Source organism: Trujillonella endophytica (assembly GCF_900110555.1).
Classification (GTDB): Bacteria; Actinomycetota; Actinomycetes; order Mycobacteriales; family Geodermatophilaceae; genus Trujillonella; species Trujillonella endophytica.
The window spans coordinates 111,395-131,467 of record NZ_FOEE01000010.1 but is presented as its reverse complement, the minus strand read 5'-3'; the positions used below and the strand labels follow the sequence as shown (position 1 = coordinate 131,467).

Genomic DNA, 20,073 nt, shown 5'->3' with positions numbered 1-20,073 from the left:
CGACGGAAACCGAACGAGGAGAAGCGTCAATGGCTGGTCGGCTCGAGGGCAAGGTCGCGTTCATCACCGGTGCGGCGCGAGGACAGGGCCGCAGCCACGCGGTCCGCCTGGCCGAGGAGGGCGCCGACATCATCGCCGTCGACGCGTGCGGTCCGGTCCCGGAGAACACCGTCATCCCGCCGGCGACGCCCGAGGACCTCGAGGAGACCGTGCGGCTGGTCGAGGCCCTCGACCGCCGGATCATCGCCACGAAGGCCGACGTGCGGGACTTCGACGCGCTGAAGGCGGCGGTCGACGCCGGGGTGCAGGAGCTCGGGCGGCTCGACGTCGTCTCCGCGAGCGCCGGGATCGGCAACGGCGGACAGAAGCTGGACTTCACGACCGAGTACGACTGGCAGGAGATGCTCGACGTCAACCTGTCCGGGGTGTGGAAGACCGTGAAGGCCGCCGTCCCGCACATCAAGGCCGGCAAGCGCGGCGGGTCGATCATCCTGACCGGGTCCGTCGGCGGCCTGAAGGCGGTGCCCAACACCGGCCAGTACACCGTCGCCAAGCACGGCGTGGTCGGCCTCATGCGGATGCTCGCCGTCGAGCTGGGCAAGTACTCGATCCGGGTCAACTGCGTGCACCCGACCAACGTGAACACCCCGATGTTCATCAACGAGGGCACGATGAAGCTCTTCCGGCCCGACCTGGAGAACCCGACCCCGGCGGACATGGACGTGGCCGCGCGCGGCATGCACGTCCTGCCGATCGGCATGGTCGAGGCGGTCGACATCAGCAACGCGGTCCTGTTCCTCGCCTCGGACGAGGCCCGCTACGTCACCGGGCTCAACCTCACCGTCGACGCCGGCGCCACCCTCAAGTAGCGACGACCCGACCCCGGCGGAGCCCCGCACCGGCCACTGCGGCGCGGGGCTCCGCGCGGGGGCGGCTCACCCCCCTGGGTGAGACAGGGGGCGCTCCACCTGAAGTCTCGGGCCCCACCCGCCGATGACCCGGGCATGCAGAGGAAGCGAGCGCTGGTCTCCGCGCTGCAGCGACCCCTTCTCGCGCCGCTCCTGACGGCCGCCTTCGTCGCCCTGTTCGCCACGGGGCTCGGGGGCAGACCGCCCGGCGCGGCGTGGGACCGGACCTACGACGTCGTCCTCTACAACCTGCCGTACCTGGCCGCCGCCGCGGCGTGCGCCCTGGCGTCGCAGCGCGTGCGCGCCGACCGGGTGGCGTGGATCGGCCTCGCCGTCGCGCTGAGCCTCGGCGCCGTCGGCAACGCCCTGCGCGTGCTCTCCGCCGGGCTCGAGGGCAACGGCGAGGCGTCCGCGCTGTCCACCGCCGTGTCCTTCACGGCGTACCTGACGATGTACGTCCCGCTGTTCGTGGTCATCCGGGCGCGCGTGCCCCGGTTCCACCCCAGCATGTGGCTCGACGGGATCATCGGCGCGCTCGGCACCCTCTCCGCCGGCGTGGCGTTCCTGCTCGGCCCCTACCTCTACCCCGAGCCGGGCGAGCAGAAGGTGGCCGCGGTCGACCTCTTCGCCCCCACGACGACGGTGCTGCTCCTCGGCGTCCTCGTCGCGGTCGGCGCCATCCTCGGCCTGCGGCTGGACCGGACCCTGTTCACGCTGGGCCTCGGCCTGTGCGCCATCAGCGCCTCGGACATCGCGCTGTTCGCCCTGCACGTCCGCGACACCTACGTCGACGGCGGCCCGCTGGAGCTCGGCTGGCTCGTCGGCGTCCTCCTGGTGGCCTCGGCCGCCGGCGGCGCGCGGGAGCGACCCACCCCCGTCGAGCGGGACAGCGCCTCCCGGATCGGCTGGCGCCTGCTGGCCGTGCCGCTGGCCTGCATCGTGGCCAGCGTCGTCGTCCTCGGGGCGGGCTGGACCCACCCCATGCCCCCCGTGGCCGCCTGGCTGGCCATCGCCTGCGTCGTCGCCGGCATCGCCCGGATCGCCGTGACCTTCCACGAGGTCCGCAGCTTCAACCAGATCAAGCTGGAGTCCCGCACCGACGAGCTCACGGGCCTGCCCAACCGCCGGGCCCTCATCGAGCGGGCGCAGACCATCGTCACCTCCGCCACCGCCGGCCGGCCCGGCGCGTTCCTCCTGCTGGACCTCGACGGGTTCAAGGAGGTCAACGACAGCCTCGGCCACTCCGCCGGCGACGAGCTGCTGCGCCTCGTCGGCCCGCGGCTGCGCGGCTGCCTGCGCCGCGACGACGTCCTCGCCCGGTTGGGCGGCGACGAGTTCGCGATCCTGCTGCCCGACACCCACGTCGACCGGGCGCAGGCGCTCGCCGAGCGGCTGCGCGAGCTCCTGCTCCAGCCGTTCACCGTCGCGGGTGTCCGGCTGCACGTCGGCGTCAGCATCGGCGTCTCCACCACCCCGACCCCGGCGACGACGGTCGAGGAGCTGCTGCACTGCGCCGACGTCGCCATGTACGCCGCCAAGAGCGCCCGCGAGGGCGTGAACGTGTACGTCCCCGACCCCGTCACGGGCACGTCCGGCAGCGACCGGCTGCGCACGATGGAGGAGCTGCGCACGGCCTTGGAGGGTGACGAGCTCGCCGTCTACCTGCAGCCGCAGACGAGCCTGCGCGACGGCTCCGTCGTCGGCGCGGAGGCCCTGATCCGGTGGCACCACCCCCACCGCGGCCTGCTCTCCCCCGCCCACCTGCTGCCCGCCGCCGAGCAGGCCGGACTCCTCCGGCCGCTGACCGACCGGGTCCTCGAGCTCGCCCTGGCCGCCGCCGGCCGGTGGTGGCACGAGCGCCACGTGCCCATCTCGGTGAACCTCTCGGCGGCCAACGTCACCGACCTCGACCTGCCGGACAAGGTGGCGTCCGCGCTCGCGCGGCACGGCCTGCCCCGGGAGGCGCTGACGCTCGAGCTGGTCGAGGACACCCTCATGACCGACCCCGAGCGGGGACGCACGGTCCTGGCCGAGCTGCGCCGGCTCGGGGTGCGGACGTCGATCGACGACTACGGCACCGGCTACAGCTCGCTGGCCTACCTGCGGCACCTGCCTGCCGACGAGCTGAAGCTCGACCGGTCCCTCACCGCCGACGTCGACCGCGACCCCCGGGCCGCGGCGATCGTGCAGCACACCGTCGCGCTCGCCCACGACCTCGGCCTCAGCCTGGTCGCCGAGGGCGTGGAGACCCTGGCCACCAGCGCCGCGCTGGCCCGCCTGGGCTGCGACGTCGCGCAGGGCTACGCGATCGCCCGTCCGATGCCGGTCGAGGAGTTCCTCGGCTGGCTCGACGCCTTCGACTCGGGCCTGTCGGACCTCACCCTCATCCCTGAGCTCAGCAGGCCCATCGTCCCCTCCTGACCCCTCGACAGGTGGACGTCGGTGTTCCGAATGGGCGACACGGCGCGGTGGATCATGGACGTTCTGTCACGATGACCGGGTGACTGCGACTCCGACGTTCCCCGAAAGTGAGCTGGTCCTCCCGCTCCGGCGCCGCAGTGTCGACCTCCCCGCCCGCGAGGCGGGCGAGGACGGGTGGCACGACCTCGCCCCCGACATCCTCCGGCAGCGCCTGGTCGTCGAGGGCGTCCCCGCCGCCCCGGTCGACGACGCGCAGATCCGGCACTACCTGTCGGGTCTGTCGCGCGAGGTCGACATGGTGCAGCTGCTCGAGCCGGTCACCCACCGGTCCGACCTCTACGGCTGGGCCGGGTGGATCCACTGGGAGACCTCGGGCGCCCACTTCTACGCCTGGGAGCAGCCGCGGCTGTTCTTCTCCGTGGACATCTACACGTGCAAGGCCTTCGAGGTCGACGCGGCGGTGACCTTCACGCGGGACTTCTTCGCCGCGCGCACGATCGTCGCGAAGTCCTTCTGAGATGACGCTGCGCCTGCTGGTCGCCCACACCCCGGCGGAGCGGGACGCCGCGCGCCGCGTCGAGGAGCGGGTGTTCCTTCGGGCGTTCGGCAACACCCCGGAGGTCATGGAGCGCGAGTACGGCCCCTACGACAGCCGGTCCCGGTTCATCGCGGTGATCGACGACGCGGACGGCTCGGCGCTCGGTGCCGCGCGGTTCGTCCTCCCCGACGACGCCGGCGAGGTGAAGACGCTGACCGACGTCGCCGGCCCGCCCTGGCACCTCTCCGCCGACGACGTGCTGGGCGCGGCGGGGCTGTCCGGCCGCCCGGTGTGGGACGTCGCCACGCTGGCCGTGGACCCACGCTTCCGCACCGGCCGGGCGGGGGCCGAGCTCAACCTCGCGCTCTGCTACGCGATCGGCCGGTACGCGCTGGACTGCCACGTGCCCGGTCTGGTGGCGATCCTGGACGACCGCGTCCTGCGGCTCCTGCAGTTCATGGGGCTCCCCTGGGAGCCGATGGCCGGAGCGAGCTCGCGCGAGTACCTGGGCTCCCCGGCCAGCACGCCGTGCCTCTTCCTCGTCGACGACGGCACGCCCAGCGTCCGGGCCCGCCGCCCCGACCTGGTCCCGGGGCTGGTCGACGGCGTCTTCGCGTCGATCACCGTGGACCCGGCCGACCTCGCCCCCGAGCGCGGTGCGCCGCTGCCCGAGCCCGATCCCCTGCCGGTGTCCCCCCTCCCGCCGCGACGCGACACCACCGGCTGGCGGCCGCCCACCTCGCGCGGGGCGGAGCTGCGGGCCGGGGCGCCGGGCGTCTGACGCACCGCTACGGCGAGCGGACCTCCTCGACCACGTAGGACCGGACGGAGGCGCGGTCGAGGAACCGCTCCTCGTCCTCGGCGACGAGCCGGCCGACCTCGGGATCGGACAGCGCGGCCACGACCCGCTCGTAGGCCTCCCGGCTCTCGTAGGTGAGCTCGGTCAGCACGTCGAACGCGCGGTCGGTGGGCCGGCCCTCGGCCATGTGCCCGGTCCGGTGCGACGAGCCCTCGGCGACGTAGTTGCGCCGGTAGTCCTGCGCCGGCGGGAGCAGCCGCGCGACGAGCGGGACGTGCCGCTCCTCGTAGTAGCGGCGGAAGTCCGGCATCGACATCCCGGGCTTGCGGGACATCAGACTCACGAGCTTGAGCACGGCAGGGCCTCTCGACGGCGGACCGCCGGGGACGGCGGCAGCACCGATCCTCTCCCCCCGCCACCACCGCGTCCGAGTGGCACACGTCACTCGATCCGGGAGTTGCGACTCGCCCGCGCACCGGAAGCGGGACGTTCGTCGCTGTTTCCGCGTTACCGTTCCGAGACGCAGGTGGTGCCCCGGCAACGGCGCCGGAGGTGAGTGGAGGGTGGACACAGCACGATGGAGACGAGTGTGGTCGACGCCCCGGATCGGGGACGGTTCGAGGTCCGGCTGGGCGAGCGCGTCGTCGGCCTCGCCAGCTATCACGTCGAGAACGGCGTCATGACCCTCCCGCACACCGAGGTGGATCCAGGCGTCGGTGGCCGGGGCATCGGGTCGGCGCTGGTCGCCGGCGTCCTCGACGCGGCGCGCGAGCGCGGCCTGCACGTGCTGCCCTACTGCTCCTTCGTCCGCCACTACATCCAGCAGCACCCGGACTACGTCGAGCTGGTGGCCGAGGACGACCGCCCGCACTTCGGGCTGGCGACCGCCCAGGCCTAGCAACCCCGCTCGGCCTCGGTGCAGGGGCCCGCGACGAGCGTGCGAGTCGTGGGGGGCACCGAGGGCCTTCGTCTGCGCGTGTCTCCGATCGCACCTACCGTGGCGCGGGTGCCCACGAGCGTCCTGTGGTTCCGCCGCGACCTGCGGCTCGGTGACCACCCCGCCCTGATGACGGCGGTCGAGGCGGCCGGCGCCGACGGGGTGCTGCCGCTGTTCGTCGTCGACCCCCGGCTGTGGGGCCCCTCGGGCGTGCCCCGGCGGGAGTACCTCCGCCGCTGCCTGGCCGCGCTGCGCGAGGCGACCGGGGGCGCCCTGGTGATCCGCTCGGGCGACCCGTCCGACGTCGTCCCGGCCGTGGCCCGGGAGGTGGCGGCCGGCAGCGTGCACGTCTCGGCCGACACCGGGCCGTACGGCCGCCGCCGCGACGCCGCCGTCGAGCGGGCGCTCGGCGACGTCGCGTTCACCCGTACCGGATCGCCCTACGCCGTCGGCCCGGGGCTGGTGACCAAGCGCAACGGCACCCCGTTCCAGGTCTTCACCCCCTTCGCGCGCGCCTGGCGCGAGCACGGGTGGCCGGCGCCGGCGCCGCACCCCGGCGACGTCGCCTGGTGCCGTGGCCCCCGCTCCGAGGACCTGCCGCCCGAGCAGGACCTCGGCGGGACCCGGCTCCCCCCGGCCGGCGAGGAGGCCGCCCGGGCCACCTGGGACCGGTTCCGCGAGGAGCGGCTGCACGCCTACGCCGACGGCCGCAACACCCCCGGCACCGACGGCACGAGCCGGCTCTCGGCGCACCTGAAGTACGGCACCGTCCACCCGCGCACGCTGCTGGCCGACCTCGCCGCCGAGGGAGACGGCGAGGACGTGCGCCGGTTCACCGACGAGCTCGCCTGGCGGGAGTTCTACGCCGACGTGCTGTGGCACCGGCCGGAGTCGGCGCGGGAGTACCTCCGCCCGGAGCTCGCGGCGATCGGTTACGACTCCGGACCGCACGCCGAGGAGCTGGTGGCCGCCTGGGAGACCGGCCGCACCGGCTTCCCGATCGTCGACGCCGGGATGCGCCAGCTGCTGGGCGAGGCGTACGTGCACAACCGGGTGCGCATGATCGTGGCCTCGTTCCTGGTCAAGGACCTGCACCAGGAGTGGACGAGGGGAGCGCGGTACTTCATGCAGCACCTGGTCGACGGCGACCTGGCCAGCAACAACCACGGGTGGCAGTGGGTCGCCGGCACCGGCACCGACGCCTCGCCCTACTACCGGGTCTTCAACCCGGTCACCCAGGGGAAGAAGTTCGACCCGGACGGCACCTACGTGAAGCGGTGGGTGCCGGAGCTGCGCGACGTCGACGCGAAGTACGTGCACGAGCCCTGGACGGCGCCCGGCGGCCCGCCCCCCGGCTACCCGGACCCGGTCGTCGACCACGCGCACGAGCGGCGGGTCGCCCTGGACCGCTTCGAGCGGGTGCGTCGTGCCTGAGGGCCACACCCTGTTCCGGCTGGCCCGCGAGCAGCAGGAGGCGTTCGCCGGGCGGCCGGTGCACGTGACCAGCCCGCAGGGCCGCTTCACCGCGGGCGCCGAACTCCTCGACGGCCGGTGCCTGGACCGGGTGACCAGCTACGGCAAGCACCTGTTCGCGCACTTCGGCGGCGACGCCCTGCACGTGCACCTGGGGCTCTACGGCACCTACACCGCCGGCACCGGCACCCCTCCCCCGCCGCGGGGCGCGCTGCGGATGCGCTGGGAGGGACCCGGGCCGGACGGCCACGGCGTGTGGACCGACCTGCGGGGCGCGACGGTCTGCGAGGTGCTCACGGCGCCGGAGGTCGACCGGGTGCTCGACCGGCTGGGCCCGGACCCGCTGCGCGCCCGCAGCCGCGACGGCGCCCTCGCCCACCGGCGCATCGCCGCCAGCCGCACCGCCGTGGGGGCGCTGCTCATGGACCAGTCGGTGCTGGCCGGCGTCGGCAACGTCTACCGCGCCGAGATCCTCTTCCGGCACCGGATCTCGCCCTTCCGCCCCGGCCGCGAGGTCGGCCCCGAGGAATGGGCGGCGCTGTGGGCCGACCTCGTCGTCCTCATGCGTGCCGGCGTCCGCCTGGGCCGCATCGTCACGACCCGCCCCGAGGACCGCACCCGCCGGCGCGGCCCGGCCGGCCGGGAGGACGCGCACTACGTGTACCGGCGCACCGGGCTGCCCTGCCGGATCTGCGGCACCGAGGTGGCGACCCGGGACATGGTGGGCCGCAACCTCTACTGGTGCCCGGCCTGCCAGGCGGCCTGACCGGAGGAGATCGGTGGGCGTGACACCCACCCATCTCCTCCCGTCAGAGAGCGCCTTCGATCCCCCCAGCGCCGGGGCGTTGTCCCCGGGGCGGCCGTTCCCTCGGCCCTTCTGGCCGCCCCAGGGACACGCCGGCGCCGGACCCCGCCGCGGGAACTCCAGCGGCGACGGCGGCGCGCAGCTCAGCGGGGCGGTGTCCCTGAGCCGGCCATTTCGCCGCTCGCCCTGGCCGCTCGAGGGACAACGCCGGGGCGGGCGGACCCGCGGAGACGATCAGAGCGCGCCCTTGGAGCCGGCCGGCACCGGCGTGAGCACCTGCACCTCGGGCGCGCCGCCGACCTTGCCCGCCAGCTTCGGGCCCAGCCCGGCCAGCGCCGGGGCGGTCATGTGGGTGGTCAGCGCCTCCTGGCTGGCCCACTTCTCGATCATCACGAGGACGCCGTCGGCCTCGTGCAGCGCGTAGAGCTCGCAGCCGGGCTCGGCGTGCACCGCCGGCAGGATCTCGACGAACGCCTCGCGCACGGCGTCGAGGTGCTCGGGCAGCGGGCGGATGTGGGCGACGACGACCACGGACATCGGAGCTCCTCCTGGACGGCGGGACGGCGCGGCCGACCCGGTGCGGTGGTTGGCGCATCCGGGCCGCGCAGGTCAGGATGCCGATCATGTCGGACGCCGAGGACACTGCCACCACACCCGCCGCGCGCCGCCTCCGGGTGGCCATCGTCGGCGCCGGGCCGGCGGGCATCTACGCCGCGGAGGCGCTGATGCGGCAGACCGACGTCCCGGTCGCCGTCGACCTCATCGACCGGCTGCCCACCCCGTTCGGCCTGGTCCGGCACGGCATCGCCCCGGACCACCTGAAGATGCGCGCGCTGCGCAACACGCTGCACGGCGTGCTGGACCACGAGCACGTGCGCTTCGTCGGCAACGTCGAGATCGGCACCGACCTCGACCTGCACGAACTGCGCGACCACGTGGACGCCGTCATCTACACCTACGGCGCCTCGCGCGACCGGGCGCTGTCGATCGAGGGCGAGGAGCTGCCCGGCAGCATCGCCGCGACCGACCTCGTGGGCTGGTACTGCGGGCACCCCGACGCCGACCGCGAGCGGATCGAGAAGGCGCTCGCCGGGGCGCGGTCGGCGATCGTGATCGGGGTGGGCAACGTCGCCCTGGACGTGGGCCGCGTGCTGGTCCGCACCCCCGAGGAGCTCGAGCCCACCGACATGCCCCAGCACGTGCTCGACGCCCTGGCCGCGGCCCCGGTGGAGTCGGTGACGGTCCTGGGCCGCCGCGGTCCGGCGCAGGCCACCTTCACCGCCAAGGAGCTCGGGGAGCTCGGCGAGCTGGCCGGCGCCACCGTGCTGGTCGACCCCGCGGACCTGCCCGGCGAGGACGAGCCGCCGCCCGCCGACCGGCTGCGGGCGAAGAACATCGGCATCCTGCGCGGCTACGCCGACCACACCGCCGAGCCCGGGCGCCCGACTCTCGCGCTGCGGTTCTACGCCCGCCCCGTGCGGCTCCTCGGGGAGGACCGGGTGACCGGCATCGAGGTCGAGCGGACGGCGGTCGACGCCGAGGGCCGCGCGGTCGGCACCGGCGAGATCACCACGCTGCCGGCCGACCTGGTCGTGCGGTCGGTCGGCTACCGCGGGCTGCCGCTGCCCGGGCTGCCGCTGGACACCGGCACGAACACCGTGCCGAACGAGGCCGGGCGGGTGCTGCGCGAGGGCGTCCCCTCGACCGGCGAGTACGTGGCCGGGTGGATCAAGCGGGGGCCCACCGGCGTCGTCGGCACCAACAAGCACGACGCCCGCGAGACCGTGACCACGCTGCTGGCCGACGTCCAGGCCGGGACCATCACGCCGCACGGCGACCCGGACGACCTGGTCCGCACGCTGCGCGCCAAGGGTGTCGACCCGGTGCTCCTGGCGAACTGGAAGGCCATCGACGCGGCGGAGACGGCCCTCGGCGCGACCCGGGGCCGGGAGCGCACGACGATGCACGAGCGCGAGGCCCTGCTCGCCGCGGCCCGGGCGGCGCAGGCCGCCGAGGAGGCCGAGGAGGGCGCGCGCGACTGACCCGCCCCGTCCCGGGCGGGCCCGTTCGGGACGCCGGCCGGGCCGGCTCAGCGCGGGCCGACGGCGGCCATGAGCTCCCGGGTCGCCTCGGCCGTTCCCGCGGCGGCGAACCGGATGAGCATCCCGGTGTCGGGGTGCAGGCGCAGCGGCTCGCCGTCCTGGGTCAGCGCCACCCCGCCGGCGGCGGCGAGCACGGCCAGCCCGCCGGCGACGTCGTGCACGTGCGTGCCGGAGCGGTCCAGGTCGTGCCACCCCGCGGCCGACCCGTCGGCGACCAGGCAGATCTCCACCGCGGTGCAGCCGGTGACGCGGATCCGGCGCGCGGTGGTCGGCACCCCGACCGCGCGGCCTCCCGGCGCGCTCGGGACCACGACCGTGGTGCCCGGGCGCGGCGCGATCGGGACGTCGTCGCGCCGGGCGCCGGCGCCCGCGGCACCGGACCAGCGGCGGCCCGACGAGAGGTCGACGACCACCCCGGCGATCGGCTCCCCCGCCAGGACCAGCCCGGCGGAGAAGGCCCACGGCGGCAGACCCGCGCGGAAGTTGCCGGTGCCGTCGAGCGGGTCGAGCACGATCCACGGCCCGTCCGGGTCGACGGCGACGTCGGGGCGCTCCTCGCTGAGCACCGGCACGCCCAGGGCGCCGAGCACGCCGACGGCGGCGGTGTGCGCGGCCTCGTCGGCGGCCAGGGACGGGCTGCCGTCGAGCTTCACCCGGTCCTCGCCCGTGCCCCGGGCCAGCGCCACCGCCGTCTCGACCCGAGTGGCGGCCAGCGCCGCGGAGGCGAGGAACCGCTCGGTCAGCGGCGCGGTGGCCGGTGGCGGGGCGACGGGCAGCACCCCGCGGCCGCCGGGGCGGTCGCGCACCCGCTCGCAGCCCCAGGCCGCGGCCGTCGCCTGCACCGCCGGGGAGTCCGGTCCCATGCCCGCGGCCGCGAGCACCACCGCCTCGGGCGTCCCCTCGACGGTCCACTGCCGGCGCAGCAGGACCGCCTGCCCCGGGCCGCCGGCCAGCACCCGATACGCCGGGTCGCTCACGGCCGGCGCCAGTGCCGCCGGGGCCAGCCCCAGGTCCACCGCCGCGCGGTGCAGCACCTCGCCACCGGTGGCCGCGACGACGACCCCCGGAGCTGCCGCTCCCCCGCTCCCCACGCCGGTCGACACTGCCCGGTCAGCCGCTGTTGCGCAGCGCGGTGGCGATGCCGTTGATGGTCAGCTGGATGTTGCGGCGGACGAGCTCGTCGTCGTCGCCCTCGCGGCGGCGGCGCAGCATCTCGACCTGCAGGTGGTGCAGCGGCTCGAGGTAGGGGAACCGGTTGCGGATCGAGCGGGCCAGCGAGGGGTTGTCGGCGAGCAGCGCGTCGTCCCCGGTGACCGCCAGCAGCATCCGGCAGGTCCGCTCGTGCTCGGCGGTGATCTGGTCGAACACCCGCGCGCGGAGCTCCTCGTCGGGCACCAGCCCGGCGTAGCGGGCGGCCAGGCCGAGGTCGGTCTTGGCCAGGACCATGCCCATGTTGGACAGCACCGAGCGCAGGAACGGCCAGCGCCGGTGCAGCTCCCGCAACCGGTCCAGCCGGCCCTCGTCGCCGCCGATCCACGACTCCAGCGCCGAGCCGGTGCCGTACCAGCCCGGCAGCATGATCCGGGCCTGCGACCAGCTGAACACCCACGGGATGGCCCGCAGGTCGGCGATGCTGTCGCCGGCCTTGCGCGACGGCGGGCGGCTGCCGATGTTCAGCTCGCCCAGCTCGCGGATCGGCGTCGCGGCGCGGAACCACTCCACGAACCCCGGCGTCTCGTGCACCAGGGCGCCGTAGGCCTGCCGGGCCCGGCCGGCGAGCTCGTCGAGCAGCGTGTAGGCCTCGTCGGCGCCGTCGCCCAGGCCCTCGATGTCGAGCAGGCTCGCCTCCAGCGTGGCGGCAACGAGCGCCTCGAGGTTGCGCCGGGCCAGGTCCGGGTCGGCGTACTTGGCGGCGATGACCTCGCCCTGCTCGGTGATCCGCAGCGAGCCGGCGACCGCGCCCGGCGGCTGCGCCCGGATCGCCTCGTAGCTGGGCCCGCCGCCGCGGCCGACGGTGCCGCCCCGGCCGTGGAACAGCCGCAGCCGGACGCCCTCGGCGCGGGCGACCTCCACCAGCTCCAGCTCCGCCCGGTACAGCGCCCAGTTGGCGGCGAGGTAGCCGCCGTCCTTGTTGCTGTCGGAGTAGCCGAGCATGACCTCCTGCTGGTCGCCCCGGGCCGCGACCAGGTCGCGGTAGAGCGGCTGGTGCAGCACCGCGGTCATCGTCGCGCCGGCGCCCTGCAGGTCGTCGATCGTCTCGAACAGCGGCGAGATGCCCACGGGGCAGGAAGGGCGGCCGGAGGCGTCGAGCTCCAGCAGCCCGACCTCCTTGAGCAGGACGGCGACCTCGAGCACGTCGCTGACCGACTCGCACATGCTGATCACGTAGTTGGGGATCGCCTGCGGGCCGAGCAGCGCCACCTGCTCGGCCGCCGCGTGCAGCAGGTCCAGCTCGCCGCGGGCCAGCTCGGACAGCTCGGCGTCCGGGCGGACCAGGGGGCGGCGCAGCCGGAGCTCGCCGGCGAGCAGCTCCACCCGGGTCGCCTCGTCCTGCGCGGCGTAGTCGTCGCAGACGCCGGCCCAGGCCAGCAGCTCGCCGAGCACCTCCTCGTGGATCGCGGAGTTCTGCCGCATGTCCAGGCCGCACAGGTGGAAGCCGAACACCTCGACCGCCTCGCGCAGCCGGGTCAGCCGGTCGTCGGCCAGCGCACCGGCGCCGTGGCTGCGCAGCGAGGCGTCCACGACCGCGAGGTCGGCGAGCAGCTCGGCCGGGCCGTCGTAGGGCTCCCGCTCCCCCGCCGGGGCGGCGCCGGGCACGCGGCCCAGCACCCGGCGCGCGGTGGCGGCCAGCCGTGCGTGCACCCCGATGAGCGCCCGCCGGTAGGGCTCGTCGGCGCGGAACGGCGACTCGTCGCGGGAGGCGTCGGCCAGCTGGTAGAGCTCGTGCGTCGGGGTGACCAGCCGGTCGGACATCGAGAGCTCGTCGCGCAGCGTCACCAGCTCGGCGAGGTGGTGGCCCAGCGCCGTCTCGGCCTGGCGGCTGGTCGCCCGGCGGACGGCGTCGGCGGTGACGAACGGGTTGCCGTCCCGGTCGCCGCCGATCCAGGACCCCGGCTGCAGCATCGGCCGGGTCGGCCCCACGTCGGGCCAGCGCTGCCGGAGGGCGCGGCGCAGCTCGGCGTTGACGGCCGGGATGACCTCGAACAGCGAGAGCTCGTAGTAGCGCAGCGCCTCGTCGATCTCGTCGGACAGCCGCAGCCGCGACAGCCGCAGCAGGGCGGTCTGCCACAGGGTGAGCACCGCCCGCCACAGCCGGCCGGCCCACTCGGGGTCCGCGCCGAGGTCCTCGGTCGACCGGTCCCGGTGGCGGATGAGCTCGGTGACCTGGCGCTGCACCTGGGAGATGGTCTTGCGCCGCACCTCGGTCGGGTGCGCGGTGACCACGGGGACCACCAGCGCCCCGGTCAGCGCGTCGGCGACCGCGTCGGCGTCGAGTCCGGCGGCGTCCAGGATGCCGAAGGTGGCGGCGAGACTGCCCGGCTGCGGCGGCGAGCCGCTGCGCCGGTGGAACCGCCGGCGCCGCTCGTGGTGGATGTCCTCGGCCAGGTTGGCCAGCAGGGAGAAGTGGCTGAACGCCCGGATCACGTGGTTGGCCGCCCGGACGTCGAGCCCGCTGAGCTGGTCGGCGAGCTCGGCGCGGTCGACGTCGGACCGGCGCACCCCGAAGGCGGCCACGCGGGTGCTCTCGACCAGCTCCAGCACCTCGTCGCCGGACTGCTCGGCGATCACCTCGCCCAGCACCCGGCCCAGCAGCCGGATGTCCTCGCGCAGCGGTGCCTCTGCGCCCGGATCCTCCGTCCGGCCGTGCTGTCGGAGGTCGGCGACGTCCACGGTGGCTTCGGACATGGCGGGAGTATGCCGCCGTCCGTGTGACGAGCGGGTGTCGTGGGGAGGACGTCGGTATGCAGCGCCTGACCGCGACCGCCGCCGCTCCGCCCGCCGCCGCGCACGGGGAGGGGCCGCGGTGGGACGCCGCCCGCGCCGAACTGCTGTGGGTCGACATCCCCGCCGGGCTGCTGCGCCGCGCGGCCGTCGGGCCCGACGGCGACCTCACCGAGCGCGCCGCGCACCACGGCGGCGACACCGTCGGCGCCGTGGCCCCGGTCGCGGCCGGGGGGTGGCTGCTGGCCGCCGGCGGCGGGTTCAGCGCTCTCGCCGAGGACGGCGCCGCCCGCGTGCTGCTCGAGCTCGCCGGTGAGGGCGGCTCCGAGGGGTCCGGTGGCACCCGGATGAACGACGCCGCGTGCGATCCGGCGGGCCGGTTCCTCGCCGGCACCATGGCCTTCGACCAGCGCCCGGGCGCCGGCGCGCTGTACTGCCTCGACCTCGACGGCACCGTGCGCACGCTGCTCGACGGGCTGACCGTCTCCAACGGGCTCGGCTGGTCACCCGACGGCAGCACGCTCTACCTGGCCGACTCCGGCCCGGGGCTGCTGTCGGCGTTCGACTACGACGTCGCCACGGGGACGCCTGCGCGGGGCCGGGTGCTGCTCGAGTTCGGCGACGACGCCGGCGTGGCCGACGGGCTCACCGTCGACGACGACGGCTGCCTCTGGACGGCGCTGTGGGGAGCCGGGCAGGTGCGCCGGTACTCCCCCGAGGGCGACCTGCTCGCGGTCGTCGAGGTGCCGGTGGCGCAGACCTCGGCCTGCTGCTTCGCCGGCGCCGGCCGGGACCTGCTGGTGGTGACCACGTCGGCGGAGGGGATGTCCGCGGCCGACCGGGCGGCGCAGCCCCTGGCCGGGCGGCTGTTCACGGCGCGGCCCGGGGTGACCGGCCCGGCGGCGGCGGTCTACCGCGGTCCGCTCGACGGCCTGCGCCAGCTCACCTGAGAGCCCCGACCGTCGGGGGGCGCCGGTAGCCTGCCGCCATGCCGAAGCAGGTGACCCCGTTCCTGATGTTCACCGGCGACGCCGAGCGCGCCCTGGAGCTCTACACGTCGCTGTTCGACGACGCCGAGGTGCTCACCCTCACCCGCTTCGGGCCCGGCGGCGCGGGCGCGGAGGGCACGGTGGAGCAGGCCACCTTCTCCATCGCCGGCCAGGTGTTCCGCTGCTTCGACAGCCCGCCGGTGCACGACTTCACGTTCACGCCGTCCTTCTCGGTCTTCGTCGACGTGGAGTCGGCCGAGGAGCTCGACCGGCTGTTCGCGGGCCTGTCCGAGGGCGGCGGCGTGCTGATGCCGGTCGGCGACTACGGCTTCAGCACCCGCTTCGCCTGGGTCAACGACAGGTTCGGCGTCTCCTGGCAGCTGAACCTCGCCTAGCCCGGCCCCCGATGCGGGTGTTGCTCGCGCGTCGGCGGTCCTGCAGAGCCGGCAACGCGCGAGGAACACCCGCAAGGCGTGCCGCCGGGGCCGCCAGGAGCCGCGTCCGGACGACGCCGGTCCTTCCTCAGTCCTGGAACAGGCGCAGCGCGGCCATGGCCAGCTCGTCGCCGGCCTCGGCACCGATGCCGAACTGCTCCGCGGCGCCCTCGTGGTCACCGCGGCCGACCAGCAGCACGCCGAGGTTGTGGTGGCAGCGGACGTCGCCGGCGGCGATGCCGCTGCGGTAGGCCTCCTCGGCCGCCTCGTCGTCGCCCAGCTCGTCGCAGTAGAGGTTGCCCAGCGGCAGCCAGGCCACCGCCTCGCCGCGCTTGGCGCCGACCTCGAGCACGAAGCGGGCCTCGACCGCGCGGTCGGTCTCCCGCAGCAGGTCGGCCAGGTCCGCCCGCGCCGGCGGGAACAGGTCCGCCCCCGCCCGCAGCGCGTCCTCGAGCGCCGGGTCCTGGGTGCGGCACCACTCCCGGCAGGCGAGCACCGCCGCGGCGTGGGCGTCCCCCGCGTCGGCCGCCCCCCGCCAGGCGGCGAGCGCTCCCGCGTCGTCGCCCATCTCCTCGAGCACGTGACCGAGCGTGCGCCACGCGTGCGCCTCGCCGCCGGCCAAGGCGGCCTCGTACGCCACGCTCGCCTCGCTCCAGCGCTCCTGCGCGGCGAGGGCGTTGCCGAGTGCGAACGCCGCCACCGCGCTGCCCAGTGCCGCGGCGCGGCGGAAGCACTCCTCCGCCTCCGGCAGACGGTCGGCACCGACCAGCTCGCGGCCGAGGGCGATGAGTGCGCGCGCGTCGGCGGCCGGCAGCTGCCGGAGGCGCTCGTCCGGGTCCTCGGTCATGCGGCCATGGTGCGATGCCGGTCCCCACCTCGGCGTCCTCCGTGGTGGTGACCTGACCCGATCGTGTCTCCCCCGTCGGCGGGGGGCACCGCTCAGTCCCCGAAGGCCTTCCGCCAGGCCGGCATCAGCTCCCGCTGCGCCCACTCGAGGTAGGGCTGCTGGGCGTCGCCGCCGATCTGCACCAGCGCCAGGTGGGTGAACCCGGCGTGCGCGTACTCCTGCGCGGCCTCGATCACCGCGTCGACGTCGGCGCCGCACGGGATGCTGCCGGCGACGTCCTCGGGACGGACGAACTGGCTGGCCGCTTCGAAGGCCGGCGGGCCGGGCAGCTCCGCGTTGACCTTCCAGCCGAGGCCGAACCAGCGGAACAGCCGGTGGGCCCGCTCGATCGCCGCGTCGCGGTCGGTGTCGTAGCTGAGGGGCATCTGCGCGATCCGCGGCTTGCCGACCCCGCCGGCGTCGTCGAACCACTCCCCCAGCTCGGTGCGCGGCTCGGTGGCGACCATCGCGTCGCCGAGCTCGCCGGCGATGCCGCAGGACTGCTCCCCGGAGACGGCGACCCCGATCGGCACCCGCTTCTCCGGCAGGTCCCACAGCCGGGCCGACTCGACGTCGAAGTGGTCGCCGCGGAAGTTGACGTGCCCCTCGCCGTCGAACAGCTCGCGGATGACCTGCAGCGCCTCGACGAGCATCTCGTGACGGACGTCGGCCGGCGGCCACCCGGCGCCCACGACGTGCTCGTTGAGGTTCTCCCCGGCACCGATGCCGAGGGTGAACCGGCCTCCGGACAGGATCTGCAGCGTCGCGGCCTGCTGGGCCACGACCACGGGGTGGTAGCGCAGGATCGGGCAGGTCACGTAGGTCATCAGCGGGATGCGGCTGGTGGCCTGGGCGGCGGCGCCGAGAGTGACCCAGGCGTTGGGCGAGTGGCCCATCTCCTCCAGCCAGGGGAAGAAGTGGTCGCTGCTGACGGCGAAGTCGAAGCCGGCCTCCTCGGCCCCGACCACGTGCCCCACCAGCTCCCGTGGACCGGCCTGCTCGGTCATCATCGTGTAGCCCAGCTGCATCGCCATGGGCGGCGGCTACCCGGGGCGGAGAGCACCCAATCGGGCGCGGGGCGGTCATGCACCGGGCTCCACCGATGAGTTCCGCCGGCTCGGCCCGTCTCTCCGGACGTACCCGTCGTCCTCTCTCCCGGAGACCCCCGTGACCGCTCCCGCCCACCCCGGCCGCACCCTGTTCGTCAACCTGCCCGTCGCCGACGTGGAGCGCAGCAAGGCGTTCTTCACGGCGCTCGGGTTCGGCTTCGACCCGACCTTCACCGACGAGACCGCCGCCTGCATGGCGATCGGCGAGGGCGCCAGCGTCATGCTGCTGGGCCACGAGAAGTTCCGGGAGTTCGCCAAGCTGCCGATGGCCGATCCCCGCACGCACACGCTGGCGCTCTACTGCTTCAGCGTCTCCTCCCGCGAGGAGGTCGACTCGGTCACCGCGGCCGCGGTGGCCGCCGGCGGCGTGGAGGTGGACGACCTGGAGGACTACGGCTTCATGTGCTCGCGCAGCTTCTACGACCTCGACGGCCACGGCTGGCAGATCATGTGGATGGACCGGGCCGCGGCGCAGCAGGGTCCCGAGGAGCTGGCGGCCTCGACCGCCGAGGCCCCGGCCTGACCCGAACCGGCCCCCGACCCGCGCCGGCGCACCCGCCCCGGCGCCGGGTCAGGCCCGCTCGGCGCGCAGGGCCTCCCGCAGCTTCGTCCGGCCACTGGTGCGCAGGAGCGCCCCGGCGTAGACCCGCCCGCCCAGCCGGACCACGAGGGCGACCGCGACGAGCATGAGGACGACGGCGAGGGCGACCTCCCAGGCCGCGGCCTCGCCCGCGGCCTGCCGCACCGGCATGACCAGCGGCGACAGCCCCGGCACGAACGAGGTGGCCGTCGCCAGGGTGCTGTCGGGATCGGTCGCGGCCTGGATGCCGACGAAGAAGCCGGCCACGAGCACGAGCGTGGTCGGGGTGAGCACGCTGCCCAGGTCCTCCTGGCGGCTGACCAGCGACGCGGCGACGGCGAACACCGAGGCGTAGAAGGCGTAGCCCAGCACGAACCACAGCACCACCGAGACCACCGTGCCGATCAGGTCACCGGGCACGTCGACGACGTCGAAGGCGAGCGCGCCGACCACCCCGACGATCCCGATGACGACGATCTGCGCCAGCCCCAGCACGCCCAGGCCGGCGATCTTCCCGGCGAGCAGCTGCCAGGGCCGCATCGTGGCCAGCAGCAGCTCGACCACCCGGCTGGACTTCTCCTCGACCACGCCCTGGGCCACGAACTGGCCGAAGAGGATCAGCAGCCCGTACAGGAGCCCGACGCCGATGATGGCGACGACGATCTGCTGGCTGTCGTCGTCCCCGCCCGCGAGGGAGGTGACGGAGACCTGCGGGAGGCCCGAGACGTCGACCCCGGCCTCGGCCAGCCGGTCGGCGAGCGCCACCGCGGCCACCGCCCCGGTGACGACCGCCTCCGTCGTCGGGTCGCGGTCGTCGACGAGCAGCTGCGGGGCCCCGCCGGTGCCGCCGACGAGGGCGCCGTCGACGTCGCCGTCCTCCACCGCCTGCCGGGCGGCGGCGTCGTCGTCGAACCCGACGATCGTGACGTCGACGCCGGCGGCCTCCCCCTGCGCCTCGATCGCCGGGCCGAGCGCGGAGGCGTCGCCGACCACGCCCACGCGGCCCTCGTCCTCCCCGGCACCCACGACGACCTGGAACACCATGACCCCGATCAGGATCACGATGATCACGATCGAGCTGATGATGAAGTTCTTGTCCCGCAGGCGGGTGGAGATCTCGCGGCCGGCGACGAGCCGGACCAGCGCGGCGCTGCCGAGCGCCTTCTGCCCCCGCCCGTCGCCGGCGGTCCCGGGGTCGCTCACGCGGCGACCTCCGCGGGATCGACCGACGGCGCCGGGTCGGCGACCGCCTCCCGGAACAGCTCGACCAGCGTGGGCTCGCGCCAGGCGAAGTGGGTGACGCGGCCGGTGCGCAGCCCGGCGGCGAGGACCACCTGGTCGTCGGTGCCGGCCGCGAGCTCGAGCAGGGTGTCCCCGGCCTGCTGGGAGACCACCCGCACGCCGGGGACGCTCGCCGCCCAGCCCTGCGGCGCGTCCGGGACGACGACGCGCAGCAGCCTGCCGGCCTCCCGGCGGCGCAGCTCCTCGACCGTCCCGCTGGCGACGATGCGGCCGCGGGCGAGGATGCCGACGGAGTCGCACAGGCGCTCGACCAGGTCCAGCTGGTGGCTGGAGAACACGACCGGGACGCCATCGCGGCACTGCTCGAGCAGCGCCTCGGCCAGCGAGTCGACGCCGACCGGGTCCAGCCCGGAGAACGGCTCGTCGAGGATCAGCACCTCGGGCCGGCTGACCAGGGCCGCGGCGAGCTGCACCCGCTGCTGGTTGCCCAGCGACAGCTTCTCGACGGCGTCCTTGCGCCGGGCGCCCAGGCCCAGCCGCTCGGCCCAGTGCTCCGCGGCGCGGGCGGCCGCGGCGGCGTCCAGCCCGTGCAGCCGGGCGAAGTAGGTCAGCTGCTCGCCGACCCGCATCTTCGGATAGAGCCCGCGCTCCTCCGGCATGTAGCCGATGCGGCGCCGGATCGCGGCGTCGAGCGGGACGCCGCGCCAGCGCACCTCGCCGGCGTCGGCGCGGGCCAGGCCGAGCGCGATGCGCATCGTCGTCGTCTTGCCGGCGCCGTTGGCGCCGCAGAACCCGAACATCGACCCCGCCGCGACGGCGAAGCCGACCCCCTCCAGGACGCGGTTGTCCCCGTAGCTCTTGTAGAGCCCGTCGAACTCCAGCACTGGTTTCCCCTCGTCGGGTGCGTC

At 75.1% G+C, this 20,073-nt stretch carries 19 protein-coding genes; 11 read left to right on the top strand and 8 right to left on the bottom strand.

The genetic code is table 11. The features are described 5' to 3' along the window. The first annotated feature begins 29 nt into the window (after positions 1-29). The 4 genes from BMY88_RS16265 to BMY88_RS16250 all read left to right on the top strand — a co-directional run bounded on the left by BMY88_RS16265 (position 30) and on the right by BMY88_RS16250 (position 4,648). A complete protein-coding gene (locus tag BMY88_RS16265; RefSeq protein WP_091945732.1) occupies positions 30-869 on the top strand; it encodes a mycofactocin-coupled SDR family oxidoreductase in 840 nt (279 codons plus the stop codon). Positions 870-1,004: 135 nt separating this feature from the next. Further along, positions 1,005-3,329 (top strand): putative bifunctional diguanylate cyclase/phosphodiesterase, encoded by a 2,325-nt coding sequence (locus BMY88_RS16260; protein ID WP_091945729.1) that lies wholly within the window; start codon positions 1,005-1,007, stop codon positions 3,327-3,329. A gap of 79 nt (positions 3,330-3,408) precedes the next feature. Then, positions 3,409-3,846, top strand: a complete 438-nt coding sequence (locus BMY88_RS16255) for an S-adenosylmethionine decarboxylase (RefSeq protein WP_091945725.1) — start codon at positions 3,409-3,411, stop codon at positions 3,844-3,846. 1 nt (position 3,847) lies between these two features. Next, positions 3,848-4,648: a hypothetical protein gene (locus BMY88_RS16250; RefSeq protein ID WP_091945720.1), complete on the top strand. Its 801-nt coding sequence runs from the start codon at positions 3,848-3,850 to the stop codon at positions 4,646-4,648. Between the two features lie 7 nt (positions 4,649-4,655). Here the strand turns inward: BMY88_RS16250 and BMY88_RS16245 are convergent, their stop codons facing one another. Next, positions 4,656-5,000: an EthD domain-containing protein gene (locus tag BMY88_RS16245; RefSeq protein WP_139220502.1), complete on the bottom strand. Its 345-nt coding sequence runs from the start codon at positions 4,998-5,000 to the stop codon at positions 4,656-4,658. Positions 5,001-5,243: 243 nt separating this feature from the next. Here BMY88_RS16245 and BMY88_RS16240 point away from each other — a divergent pair, with 243 nt between their 5' ends. From BMY88_RS16240 to BMY88_RS16230, 3 genes are all read left to right on the top strand, one after another. Continuing rightward, positions 5,244-5,564, top strand: a complete 321-nt coding sequence (locus BMY88_RS16240) for a GNAT family N-acetyltransferase (protein WP_091945712.1) — start codon at positions 5,244-5,246, stop codon at positions 5,562-5,564. Between the two features lie 108 nt (positions 5,565-5,672). Next, positions 5,673-7,037, top strand: coding sequence for a cryptochrome/photolyase family protein (locus tag BMY88_RS16235; RefSeq protein WP_091945710.1), 1,365 nt, complete (start codon positions 5,673-5,675; stop codon positions 7,035-7,037). Next, entirely contained in the window at positions 7,030-7,842 is an 813-nt protein-coding gene (locus tag BMY88_RS16230; protein ID WP_091945707.1) for an Fpg/Nei family DNA glycosylase, read from the top strand. The genes BMY88_RS16235 and BMY88_RS16230 overlap by 8 nt, the downstream gene beginning before the upstream one ends. Before the next feature lie 273 nt (positions 7,843-8,115). On the opposite strand, the gene BMY88_RS16225 is transcribed toward BMY88_RS16230, so the two are convergent. Further along, complete coding sequence (locus BMY88_RS16225; protein WP_091945704.1) at positions 8,116-8,418, bottom strand: putative quinol monooxygenase; 303 nt, start codon at positions 8,416-8,418, stop codon at positions 8,116-8,118. 86 nt (positions 8,419-8,504) lie between these two features. Between BMY88_RS16225 and BMY88_RS16220 the strand changes: the two genes are divergently transcribed. Next, a complete protein-coding gene (locus BMY88_RS16220; RefSeq protein ID WP_091945877.1) occupies positions 8,505-9,923 on the top strand; it encodes an FAD/NAD(P)-binding protein in 1,419 nt (472 codons plus the stop codon). A gap of 47 nt (positions 9,924-9,970) precedes the next feature. On the opposite strand, the gene BMY88_RS16215 is transcribed toward BMY88_RS16220, so the two are convergent. Both BMY88_RS16215 and ppc read right to left on the bottom strand, forming a co-directional pair. Beyond that, on the bottom strand, positions 9,971-11,074 hold the full coding sequence (locus tag BMY88_RS16215) for an inositol monophosphatase family protein (protein WP_244524721.1): 1,104 nt from the start codon (positions 11,072-11,074) through the stop codon (positions 9,971-9,973). A gap of 19 nt (positions 11,075-11,093) precedes the next feature. Continuing rightward, on the bottom strand, positions 11,094-13,889 hold the full coding sequence (gene ppc, locus BMY88_RS16210; RefSeq protein WP_091945697.1) for a phosphoenolpyruvate carboxylase: 2,796 nt from the start codon (positions 13,887-13,889) through the stop codon (positions 11,094-11,096). A 56-nt stretch (positions 13,890-13,945) separates the two neighbouring features. On the opposite strand from ppc, the gene BMY88_RS16205 reads away from it, so the two are divergent. Further along, positions 13,946-14,875 carry an SMP-30/gluconolactonase/LRE family protein gene (locus BMY88_RS16205; protein WP_091945694.1) on the top strand — a complete coding sequence of 310 codons (930 nt, stop codon included), beginning with the start codon at positions 13,946-13,948 and terminating at the stop codon, positions 14,873-14,875. A 38-nt stretch (positions 14,876-14,913) separates the two neighbouring features. Continuing rightward, a complete protein-coding gene (locus tag BMY88_RS16200; protein WP_091945691.1) occupies positions 14,914-15,309 on the top strand; it encodes a VOC family protein in 396 nt (131 codons plus the stop codon). 127 nt (positions 15,310-15,436) lie between these two features. Here BMY88_RS16200 and BMY88_RS16195 read toward each other — a convergent pair whose 3' ends face one another. Then, positions 15,437-16,195 carry a tetratricopeptide repeat protein gene (locus BMY88_RS16195; RefSeq protein WP_091945688.1) on the bottom strand — a complete coding sequence of 253 codons (759 nt, stop codon included), beginning with the start codon at positions 16,193-16,195 and terminating at the stop codon, positions 15,437-15,439. Positions 16,196-16,287: 92 nt separating this feature from the next. Beyond that, positions 16,288-17,268, bottom strand: coding sequence for a TIGR03557 family F420-dependent LLM class oxidoreductase (locus BMY88_RS16190; RefSeq protein WP_091945685.1), 981 nt, complete (start codon positions 17,266-17,268; stop codon positions 16,288-16,290). A gap of 133 nt (positions 17,269-17,401) precedes the next feature. On the opposite strand from BMY88_RS16190, the gene BMY88_RS16185 reads away from it, so the two are divergent. Next, on the top strand, positions 17,402-17,866 hold the full coding sequence (locus BMY88_RS16185; protein WP_091945681.1) for a VOC family protein: 465 nt from the start codon (positions 17,402-17,404) through the stop codon (positions 17,864-17,866). Between the two features lie 48 nt (positions 17,867-17,914). Here the strand turns inward: BMY88_RS16185 and BMY88_RS16180 are convergent, their stop codons facing one another. Both BMY88_RS16180 and BMY88_RS16175 read right to left on the bottom strand, forming a co-directional pair. Beyond that, positions 17,915-19,126, bottom strand: coding sequence for an ABC transporter permease (locus tag BMY88_RS16180; RefSeq protein WP_091945678.1), 1,212 nt, complete (start codon positions 19,124-19,126; stop codon positions 17,915-17,917). After that, entirely contained in the window at positions 19,123-20,049 is a 927-nt protein-coding gene (locus tag BMY88_RS16175; protein WP_091945675.1) for an ABC transporter ATP-binding protein, read from the bottom strand. Before BMY88_RS16175 ends, BMY88_RS16180 begins: the two co-directional genes overlap by 4 nt. Positions 20,050-20,073 lie beyond the last annotated feature (24 nt).

What these genes read in the sequence shown, in the direction of transcription:
- BMY88_RS16250 (WP_091945720.1), top strand. Translation starts at nt 3,848, where the DNA reads ATGACGCTGCGCCTGCTGGTCGCCCACACCCCGGCGGAGCGGGACGCC.
- BMY88_RS16200 (WP_091945691.1), top strand. Translation starts at nt 14,914, where the DNA reads ATGCCGAAGCAGGTGACCCCGTTCCTGATGTTCACCGGCGACGCCGAG.
- BMY88_RS16260 (WP_091945729.1), top strand. Translation starts at nt 1,005, where the DNA reads ATGCAGAGGAAGCGAGCGCTGGTCTCCGCGCTGCAGCGACCCCTTCTC.
- BMY88_RS16225 (WP_091945704.1), bottom strand. Translation starts at nt 8,418, where the DNA reads ATGTCCGTGGTCGTCGTCGCCCACATCCGCCCGCTGCCCGAGCACCTC.
- BMY88_RS16205 (WP_091945694.1), top strand. Translation starts at nt 13,946, where the DNA reads ATGCAGCGCCTGACCGCGACCGCCGCCGCTCCGCCCGCCGCCGCGCAC.
- BMY88_RS16265 (WP_091945732.1), top strand. Translation starts at nt 30, where the DNA reads ATGGCTGGTCGGCTCGAGGGCAAGGTCGCGTTCATCACCGGTGCGGCG.
- BMY88_RS16195 (WP_091945688.1), bottom strand. Translation starts at nt 16,195, where the DNA reads ATGACCGAGGACCCGGACGAGCGCCTCCGGCAGCTGCCGGCCGCCGAC.
- BMY88_RS16190 (WP_091945685.1), bottom strand. Translation starts at nt 17,268, where the DNA reads ATGGCGATGCAGCTGGGCTACACGATGATGACCGAGCAGGCCGGTCCA.
- BMY88_RS16245 (WP_139220502.1), bottom strand. Translation starts at nt 5,000, where the DNA reads ATGTCCCGCAAGCCCGGGATGTCGATGCCGGACTTCCGCCGCTACTAC.
- BMY88_RS16240 (WP_091945712.1), top strand. Translation starts at nt 5,244, where the DNA reads ATGGAGACGAGTGTGGTCGACGCCCCGGATCGGGGACGGTTCGAGGTC.
- ppc (WP_091945697.1), bottom strand. Translation starts at nt 13,889, where the DNA reads ATGTCCGAAGCCACCGTGGACGTCGCCGACCTCCGACAGCACGGCCGG.
- BMY88_RS16220 (WP_091945877.1), top strand. Translation starts at nt 8,505, where the DNA reads ATGTCGGACGCCGAGGACACTGCCACCACACCCGCCGCGCGCCGCCTC.